The following is an 8,132-nucleotide window of genomic DNA, read 5'->3' as shown; positions in this document are numbered from 1 at the left end:
GCGGCGACGTGACGCTCGACGTGAGCCGCAAGGTGTATCAGGTGGCCGTTTAATCCCGAACCGGAGAGGGTTCTGCAATGAAGTTCACTAAATTCCTGCTCGCGTGCGCCGCCTTCGCCTCAGTTTCCGGCGCGGCGCTTGCCGACGACGGCACGCTTGCGCCTCGCCAGGTGCCCGCGCGGACCATTCCGGTGCCGACGGAAGTCAGCCCCCAATTGCAAAGGCTCATCGGGGCGCCGCTGAACCCCGCCTGGAATGTCTTGTGGACGACGGGCGAGCAATGGAGAACGGCTGCCGACGCACAGGCCGCGAAGGTCATGCAAACGCTCCCGGCCATGCGCGAGCGTCTGGACGTGACGGTGCAGGCATCGACGATCAACGGCGTGAGGGTGCACATCGTGACGCCCAACCATATTCCGCCCGAACATCGCGACAAGGTGCTGATTCATATCCATGGCGGCTGCTACGAGCTTTACCCTGGAGAGTCGGGTACGGGAGAGGCCATCATCATGGCGGGTCTTGGACACTACAAGGTCATTTCGGTCGACTACCGCATGCCGCCCGAGGCTTATTTCCCCGCAGCGCTCGACGACGTCGAGAGTGTGTATAAGTCGGTGCTCCAGAGGAACGACCCAAAGAATGTGGGCGTTTTCGGGACCTCGGCCGGTGGCGCGCTCGTGCTCGAACTGATGCTGCGCGCGAGGCAGGAAGGGCTGAAAATGCCGGGTGCGATCGCACCTGGTACGCCGATGTCCGACCTGACGAAGACTGGTGACTCGTTCTACACGAATGAAAAGGTGGACAACGTCCTGGTGTCACCCAATGGGTTCTGTCACGCCGCGGCAGTTGTCTACGCGCACGGTCATGATCTGAAGGACCCGCTGCTCTCACCCGTCTACGGAGATATGCATGGCTTTCCGCCAGCGATCCTGACCACAGGAACACGCGACTTGCTGCTCAGCAACACGGTCCGTGTACACCAGAAGCTTCAGCAGTCCGGCGTCGATGCACAACTCGAAGTTTTCGACGGAATGTCGCACGCTCAGTACCAGATGGATGATCGTGTGCCCGAGGACAAAGCGGCATTCGCAGAAATCACTCAATTTCTCGATACGCACCTCAGCCATTGATCCCCATTCGAGAGGCGCGCTTTTGCTACTCTCGAATGGGATCGCTTTCCTGGCGTCGTGGGACGGCTTCATTCCGGCGAGGAGGGTCACATTATCGACCTCCTGCTGCGCGCCCATCGGGACAAGGCGGCAGCCCGGCGATACTTCGAGAGATCGATCGCGCAGAATGGCGTCTCGAGACGGGACCATCAACAGGAGTGATGCCGATTTCGCCGCGCTCGAAGCCATCGATGCCGAACGTGCAACACCCGTCAGGATCCGCCAATTCAGATATCTCAACAACTGGTTGAGCTGGACCATCGGGCGATCAAGCGTCGCATGCGACCCATGCTGGGATTCAAGACTTTCGCTGAGTCCGGATCCTGCTGGCCGCAACGAAGTCATGCACTTGATCGCCAAAGGATAGATGAAATGGGCTCACGGAACCCATCCGTCCGCCGCCTTTCAATTCTACGAACTGGCAAAATAAGCAGTACTTTGCATATCGGTCACTTCCTCCGCGAGCCTTACTGCGACAAAACCATCAGGTCTATGCCCGACGCAGGCATGCAGCAACTTGATCCAGAACGAACACGGTGATAAAAATCATCAGCAGGATCGTACCGACCCGATCGTACTGGAACATGTCGAAGCGGCCCTTGAGTTCCTGCCCGATGCCGCCCGCGCCGACCAGGCCGACCACGGTCGGCATCCGCACATTGCAATCGAGCACATACAGCGTGTAGGCGACGTACTGCGGCAGCACCTGAGGCAGCACCGCGAAGCGCAGCACCTTCAGCGGGCCCCGCGCCGATCGCCCGCAACGCGTCCTGCGGCTTGCCGTCCGCATTCTCGATGTCTTCCGCATAGAATTTGCCGAGAAAGCCGGCCGAGTGCAACGCGAGCGCAAGCACACCGGGGGTCGGGCCGAAGCCGTAGGCGAGTACCAGGAACAGTGCGCTGATGAGTTCGGGCATCGCGCGCATCATGCTGACGAGCGCCCGCGCGGCCACATACGACGGCCGGTGCAGCGTGTAGTTGCGGGCGCTCAGGATCGCCAGCAACGTCGCCCAAAGCCCGATCTCGCGCGTCTCGAACATCTTGCCGATCACTTGCCACAGATACGTCGACGGGCAACGGATGGACCCGGCGACCCTGACGATGAAGACCACGAGCTACCGCGTGCAGACGCTGGTCGAGCCGTTTGGCCGGTTTTCCAGATGTGAGAATCACGGCAGTAGGTGGAGCGCCTGGGAGATTAGCCCCGCGGCCAGCGGGTCGTAGCAGAGCCCGAAATGACAGAGACGGAATGAAGTTTATTCAGACAGATTATTGATAGAAAATGAAATATCTTCATTCTGCTGACACATGCAATTTTTATTCTCTGTGCCGGTACCCGCTACTGCCAAGGCTTTAGCGCCGTGTTCGGACTAGACCAGATCATCGCGCAGATCGGTCAACTGTCCCTGCAATCAGTTGTACTAATTGTCTATCAGCCCATGAGATCCCGCCAATGACCCAATTCCTGTTGTATGGCCGTGCCGTAGCGGCCTGCATCGTTCTGAGCCTGTCGCTAACCGCCTGCGGCGGGTCTTCGACAAACACGCCAGGCGCCGCCAACGCCGCTTCCGGCGCTCAGCCGTCCTCCGCTCCGCCCAGCACCAAGCTGAGTTGCGCGCCCTGACGCCGCGAAGCACCGCCCCGCGCTCAACCCCTACGTAGCCAAGACCATGAAAAAACTCGATCGACGCAGTTTCCTTACCGGTGCCGCCAAGTCGGCAGGCGCCGCCCTCGCGCTGGGCATGCTGCCGCCCAGTATCGCCCGCGCACTTTCCGTTCAAGCTGCGGTAGACACCGGCACCATCAAGGACATCAAGCACATCGTCATCCTGATGCTGGAAAACCGTGGCTTCGATCATTACTTCGGCACGCTGAAGGGCGTACGCGGCTACGGCGACCGCTTGCCGATTCCACTCGAGAGCGGCAAGGACGTGTGGTACCAGCAGGACGCAAGCGGCAACGAGATTCCGCCGTATCACATGGATATGACCAAAGTTAAGGCACTGCAATCGCCCAGCACGCCGCACAGCTTCTCCGACATGCAGGCGGCCTGGAATCAGGGCAAGTCAGGCCATTGGCCGGTTTACAAGACGCCGTACACGATGGGCTATCTTGCCCGCAACGACATTCCGTTCCATTTCGCGCTGGCCGAAGCGTTCACGATCTGTGATAACCACTTCTGCTCGACCACGAGCGGCACGGACCCGAACCGCGTGGTTTTCTTCTCCGGCTCGGGCTTCGACCCGAAGCTGGCGAAAATGGGCATCAACAGCGACGACCGAACCTCGGAACCCAACAACGATCGTTGCTGGATCACCGGCACCATGCCGACGCCGGGCTATACGTATGCGGACAACGCACTCACCTGGCTTTCCCTGCCGTCGGTGCTCGAGAACGCCGGCGTGAGCTGGAAAATCTACCAGGACACCAACGACAACTGGACCGGCGCCATGCACGGCGGCCTGGCTTTCCAAGACTTCCGCACCGCCAAGCCCGGCGATCCGCTGTACGTGAAGGGCATGACGGACTACTCGATTGCGGACCTGAAAAACGATGTGATGAGTAACACGTTGCCCGAAGTGTCGTGGATCTTGTGCACGGCAGCCAACTCGGAACACTCCGGCAACAGCAATCCAGCGATCGGTGCGAACTTCACGGCCGAAGTGCTCGACGCGGTCACCGCCAATCCAGACGTCTGGGCCCAGACCGCATTCTTCCTGACCTACGACGAGAACGACGGCCTGTTCGACCATGTGGCGCCGCCAGCGCCACCGTCGTACAACCTGGACGGCACACTGGCAGGCAAGGCCACGTTACCGCTGGACGGCGAGTACTTCTCCGATCCGGCGAGAAAGTACCTGAACGCCAAGGACACCATCAGCGGCAACGTGCGGCCGTGGGGTCTCAGCGCGCGCGTGCCGATGTACGTCATCTCGCCGTGGAGCAAGGGCGGCTGGGTCAACTCGCAGGTTTTCGACCACACGTCGATGAGCCTGTTTCTCGAGAAGCGCTTCGATATCACTGTCGACGCGGTCAGTCCGTGGCACCGCGCCGTCTGCGGCGACCTGACCTCGTGTTTCGACTTTGTTTCGCCGAACGATCCGGTCGTTCCCAAACTGCCGGATACGAGCAACTACCAGGCCGTGCTTGCCGCCCAGGCCTCCCTGCCCATCGCAGCGCCGCCGGCCACGCCGCAGCCGCTGTTCCAGGAGCCGGGCACGCGCTTTTCGCGCGCGCTGCCCTATGAACTGCATACCAGCGCACGGATCGAAGGTCCCGGTCTCGTCAAGCTGATGTTCAGCAATACAGGTAAGCAAGGAGCAGTGTTCCATGTGTACGACAAGAATCACCTGGACCGCATCCCGCGCCGATACACGGTCGAAGCCGGCAAGACGCTTGAGGACTACTGGGACGACACGCTAAAGACCGACCTCGGCAAATATGAACTCTGGGTCTACGGCCCGAACGGCTTCCTCCGTACCTTCGCGGGCAACGCAGTGGCCGCCAGTACCGGGACCTTCATGCCGGAAGTGCAGGTCTGCTACGACACGGACGCCGGTCAGGTCTACGTGAAGTTGCACAACACCGGTACCGCGCCCGGCACGGTGACGGTGCAGTCCAACGCCTACCGCACCGATGGCCCCTGGCAGATGAATGTTTCTGCCGGCGATGTCGGCATGCTGCACTGGGATCTCTCGGGCAGCGGCAACTGGTACGACCTCACGGTAACGGGCGACAACTTCGTGCGCCGCTTCTCGGGTCGTATCGAAACGGGCAAGCCGACTGTTAGCGATCCGGCTATGGCGCTTCACTTGAGCTAGACGGGCTCCGGCCGGCGGAGGCGGCATCCGGCTTCCGCCGGTCGGCTGGTCGTGGACATCGCAAACATCATTCGACTGGTCGTTAACACTGCGACGGGTTAATCGATTTTGCCTCGCCTTTTGATACTTACCGCTTTCATCACGCCCGGCAGTCACGCTATCCTTGCGGCTACCTTGTTGGGCACGGTTGCGATCGCGCACTGGGCGGCCCGAGCCGCGCCTCGCGCGGTGTGCCAGCGGCTCGACGGATTCTTTCACAGGAGCTTTGATGAAACCCGCAAAGAAGGGCGCGGCGAGTGCCAAGGCCGCGGCCGGGGCGCCGGCCCAGCCGAGTTCGGTGTCGGCGATCCTGTCGCGCATCGAGCAGCTTTATCCGACCTTCGGCGCCACCAGCCAGCGCATCGCAGACTTCGTCCGCCAGCACGCGCAGGAAGTGGTGCACATGTCGGTCAGCGAGGTCGCCGAGTGTGTGGGTGCGAGCGAAGGCAGCGTAGTGGGCCTCTGCAAGGCGATCGGCGCCACCGGCTTTCAGCAGCTCAAGATCGTGTTGGCGCAGGAAATCGTGCGCCCGGTGCAGTTGATCCATGAAGATCTCGAGCCCAGCGACAACACGGCGGCGGTAATTTCGAAGATCTTCAGCTCGAACGTGCAGACCCTGCATGAAACGCAGTCTACGCTTGACGTGGACGAGCTCGAGCGGGCGGTCGAGGTGATCCGTAACGCCCGCCGCATTGAAATCTACGGGGTAGGCAGCGCGGCGTCGATCGCCGAAGATGCGCACTACCGCATGCTGCGTATCGGGCTGGACGTACGCGCGGTGATCGACCCGCACATCCAGGTCATCAGCGCGTCGCTTTGCGACCCCAGCGTGGCGACGCTCACCATCTCCCACTCGGGCAGCACGCACGAAACGGTGATGGCAACGCGCCTTGCCAAGGAAGCTGGCGCACGCACCATCTGCCTCACGAACTTCGGGCGTTCGCCGATTCAGGCCTTTGCCGATATCGTGCTGTTCACCATGGCGCGCGAGACCAGATTTCGCACGGAAGCCATGACGAGCCGTCTCGCACAACTGGCGATCATCGATGTGCTGATTGCGTGCCTCGCGCTATCGGACTACGAGAAATCGGTGGAAACGATCCGTCATACGTTCGACGTGCTGTCGCTCAAGCGATATTGACGGCCACGGGCCGCGTCGCCACAGGCTCCAGTTCGAACAGCTCGGCTAGGGAGGGCGGGGACCGACCGGCTGCTTTCCCGACACCAGAATCCGTCGAGATGTCCCGAAAGGAAAAGGGCCAACTAACACCGAGATACGCAGCCAGCGCCCCTGTCAGCGCGATGCCGTGCAATTCCTCCGGCGATGCCAGATGTGCGGCGATAATCTCACGATTATCAAGTCGCAGCTCCGGATGCAATCGAGGTGCAGTTCATAGAAATGCACCCGGTCTCTTCGCCCGTCCCAAATGCCGCAGGCACTGCCCGCGGGGAGTAACGTGTGCGACGACAGACCAATCTCCTCCTCCATTTCCCGCCGCGCCGCTGCATCAGGCGTCTCACCGGCCCGGACACTACCGCCGGGAAAATTCCATTCGGCCCGGTACGATAACTTCACAAGCAACAGTGCCCGCCCGACGTAGATTGGTACTCGCGCGCCCTCATGGCGAGGCCGTCGTAGGTACCACCAGGCGCGAGCGAACGGGAATCCGAGGCGAAGCACCATGCGCCAGACAGAGTGGATAAGCATAGCCGGTGCTCGGTTTCGATCTCTGCCCGCGGCTGCGCAAGCTCTCGGAACGGAAACTGTGTTTGCCGCGACGAGTGGCCGCTCCGGACGGGTTGGCATCGGTCCTTGCCTACGAGATATCCATCAAGGCGATTCGTGATGGCTGGGAGGAACTGCTGCGCCTCGTCGCGGCGATTCACTCGGGACGCGTGAGCGCAAATGTCGCTTTGCAGCGGTTCGGTAGCGCGGCGCAGGGTGACCCCGTGTACCGGGCGGCGGACCACCTTGGCAGGCTTCTGCGCACGCTATTCCTGTGCGATTACTTCAGCAACGTGGAGTTTCGGCGCGAAATGCATACGTTGCTTAACCGCGGCGAATCGGTTCATCAGCTGCAGCGTGCGATCTACACCGGCTAGATCGCGCCTGAGCGCGGACGGCGCCGCGACGAAATGATTGCAATATCCGGCTCGCTGACGTTGTTGACCAACCTGGTGATTGCGTGGAATACGCAGCGCATGCAGACCACGCTTGATGACTGGCAACGCAAAGGACAGGGGATTGACGACGACTGGTTGCGGCGGCTGGGGCCGGCGCACTTCGCGCATGTCAATTTCCGCGGAACGTTGAGCTTTCCGGTCGAGCATTATCGCGACATGTTACTGGATGCGGCGGCTTGGCGACGCATCACCGGATCGTAAAGCGGGTCTGCAAAGGAGTGACGATGAACAGCGATACTGGAGCCATCGTCTGGAAGAACGAGATCACGCAGTTGAACCTGGACAACGCGCGTCTCGTCGCCGAAGCCGGGCGCCGAGACGAAGCGTGGACGCGAACAGCAGGTGCATGGTGCGGGTTTGCTGGTCACCCGCGACCATGCGCTCACCGCGCGGTCGGCGACTACATGCTGAGCATCGAAGATTTGTGTTCCATCGGCAATGCCGATAAAACTCGCGAAGTTTCCATGACGTGCAAAACCGGCCCTGCCAGCTTCAAAAAGCATTCCTCGACTGTCCGACAACGTGACCTATTTCGTCGAGCAGATCGATGGGGCGGACGTGAGCACATATCACTACAAGGTGATTTTCAAGTCCTCGGTCATCGTCCCTGATATCTCGGTTAAGTGAAGAAAACATGAGTGACCATCGAGAAATCGACCTGCAGCACCGCAAGTTCATGAACGACGTCGCCTCGGTGATGGCCAACATTTTCAAGAGCTATGGCTTCGCCATTTTCGTGTTCCCGTTCAACGGCGACCGCGGCCGAATGAACTACATCAGCAACGCTGAGCGTGAAGACATGGTGGCGGCCCTGAAAGAGTTCATCGCGAACAGCGAAGGTCGCGCTCACAGTGCTCCGGAGAGGTCGCCGGATGCGCAACGCCTTTCTCGCCGCGCAGCCAGCAAGCGGAGGTGATGG

At 60.9% G+C, this 8,132-nt stretch carries 7 protein-coding genes and 3 pseudogenes; 7 read left to right on the top strand and 3 right to left on the bottom strand.

Going from position 1 to position 8,132, the window contains the following annotated elements; translation table 11 throughout:
• Positions 1 to 77 precede the first annotated feature (77 nt).
• Together P0D80_RS47710 and P0D80_RS47705 are read left to right on the top strand one after the other, a co-directional pair.
• Complete coding sequence (locus P0D80_RS47710; protein ID WP_408295125.1) at positions 78 to 1,130, top strand: alpha/beta hydrolase; 1,053 nt, start codon at positions 78 to 80, stop codon at positions 1,128 to 1,130.
• An 84-nt stretch (positions 1,131 to 1,214) separates the two neighbouring features.
• Positions 1,215 to 1,599, top strand: a pseudogene (locus tag P0D80_RS47705) (DDE-type integrase/transposase/recombinase); the annotation flags it as partial.
• A gap of 60 nt (positions 1,600 to 1,659) precedes the next feature.
• Here the strand turns inward: P0D80_RS47705 and P0D80_RS47700 are convergent.
• Positions 1,660 to 1,902 carry a PhnE/PtxC family ABC transporter permease gene (locus tag P0D80_RS47700; protein ID WP_408295122.1) on the bottom strand — a complete coding sequence of 81 codons (243 nt, stop codon included), beginning with the start codon at positions 1,900 to 1,902 and terminating at the stop codon, positions 1,660 to 1,662.
• A gap of 937 nt (positions 1,903 to 2,839) precedes the next feature.
• Here P0D80_RS47700 and P0D80_RS47695 point away from each other — a divergent pair.
• Both P0D80_RS47695 and P0D80_RS47690 read left to right on the top strand, forming a co-directional pair.
• Complete coding sequence (locus P0D80_RS47695) at positions 2,840 to 4,990, top strand: phosphocholine-specific phospholipase C (RefSeq protein WP_408295119.1); 2,151 nt, start codon at positions 2,840 to 2,842, stop codon at positions 4,988 to 4,990.
• Positions 4,991 to 5,258: 268 nt separating this feature from the next.
• Positions 5,259 to 6,170 (top strand): MurR/RpiR family transcriptional regulator, encoded by a 912-nt coding sequence (locus P0D80_RS47690; protein WP_408295116.1) that lies wholly within the window; start codon positions 5,259 to 5,261, stop codon positions 6,168 to 6,170.
• 127 nt (positions 6,171 to 6,297) lie between these two features.
• On the opposite strand, the pseudogene P0D80_RS47685 reads toward P0D80_RS47690, so the two are convergent.
• Positions 6,298 to 6,737 (bottom strand): annotated as a pseudogene (locus P0D80_RS47685) (NUDIX domain-containing protein); the annotation flags it as partial.
• 5 nt (positions 6,738 to 6,742) lie between these two features.
• Here P0D80_RS47685 and P0D80_RS47680 point away from each other — a divergent pair.
• Positions 6,743 to 7,414, top strand: a pseudogene (locus P0D80_RS47680) (Tn3 family transposase); the annotation flags it as partial.
• On the opposite strand, the gene P0D80_RS51985 reads toward P0D80_RS47680, so the two are convergent.
• The gene (locus tag P0D80_RS51985) at positions 7,360 to 7,716 is read right to left on the bottom strand and encodes a hypothetical protein (RefSeq protein ID WP_459252582.1); all 357 of its coding nucleotides are present in this window, start codon (positions 7,714 to 7,716) and stop codon (positions 7,360 to 7,362) included. The pseudogene P0D80_RS47680 and the gene P0D80_RS51985 sit on opposite strands and share 55 nt — an antisense overlap.
• Before the next feature lie 19 nt (positions 7,717 to 7,735).
• Here P0D80_RS51985 and P0D80_RS51980 point away from each other — a divergent pair, with 19 nt between their 5' ends.
• The gene (locus tag P0D80_RS51980) at positions 7,736 to 7,840 is read left to right on the top strand and encodes a beta-sandwich lipoprotein (protein WP_459252581.1); all 105 of its coding nucleotides are present in this window, start codon (positions 7,736 to 7,738) and stop codon (positions 7,838 to 7,840) included.
• A gap of 49 nt (positions 7,841 to 7,889) precedes the next feature.
• The gene (locus tag P0D80_RS47670; RefSeq protein WP_408295110.1) at positions 7,890 to 8,129 is read left to right on the top strand and encodes a hypothetical protein; all 240 of its coding nucleotides are present in this window, start codon (positions 7,890 to 7,892) and stop codon (positions 8,127 to 8,129) included.
• Positions 8,130 to 8,132 lie beyond the last annotated feature (3 nt).

Origin of the sequence: Paraburkholderia sp. RL17-373-BIF-A (assembly GCF_046030175.1) — a bacterium.
In the GTDB taxonomy this organism is placed as follows: Bacteria; Pseudomonadota; Gammaproteobacteria; order Burkholderiales; family Burkholderiaceae; genus Paraburkholderia.
The sequence above is the reverse complement of the archived record's forward strand: the minus strand, read 5'-3'. Positions and strand labels throughout refer to the sequence as shown.

What these genes read in the sequence shown, in the direction of transcription:
- P0D80_RS47710 (WP_408295125.1), top strand. Translation starts at nt 78, where the DNA reads ATGAAGTTCACTAAATTCCTGCTCGCGTGCGCCGCCTTCGCCTCAGTT.
- P0D80_RS47670 (WP_408295110.1), top strand. Translation starts at nt 7,890, where the DNA reads ATGAACGACGTCGCCTCGGTGATGGCCAACATTTTCAAGAGCTATGGC.
- P0D80_RS47695 (WP_408295119.1), top strand. Translation starts at nt 2,840, where the DNA reads ATGAAAAAACTCGATCGACGCAGTTTCCTTACCGGTGCCGCCAAGTCG.
- P0D80_RS47690 (WP_408295116.1), top strand. Translation starts at nt 5,259, where the DNA reads ATGAAACCCGCAAAGAAGGGCGCGGCGAGTGCCAAGGCCGCGGCCGGG.
- P0D80_RS51985 (WP_459252582.1), bottom strand. Translation starts at nt 7,716, where the DNA reads ATGCTTTTTGAAGCTGGCAGGGCCGGTTTTGCACGTCATGGAAACTTC.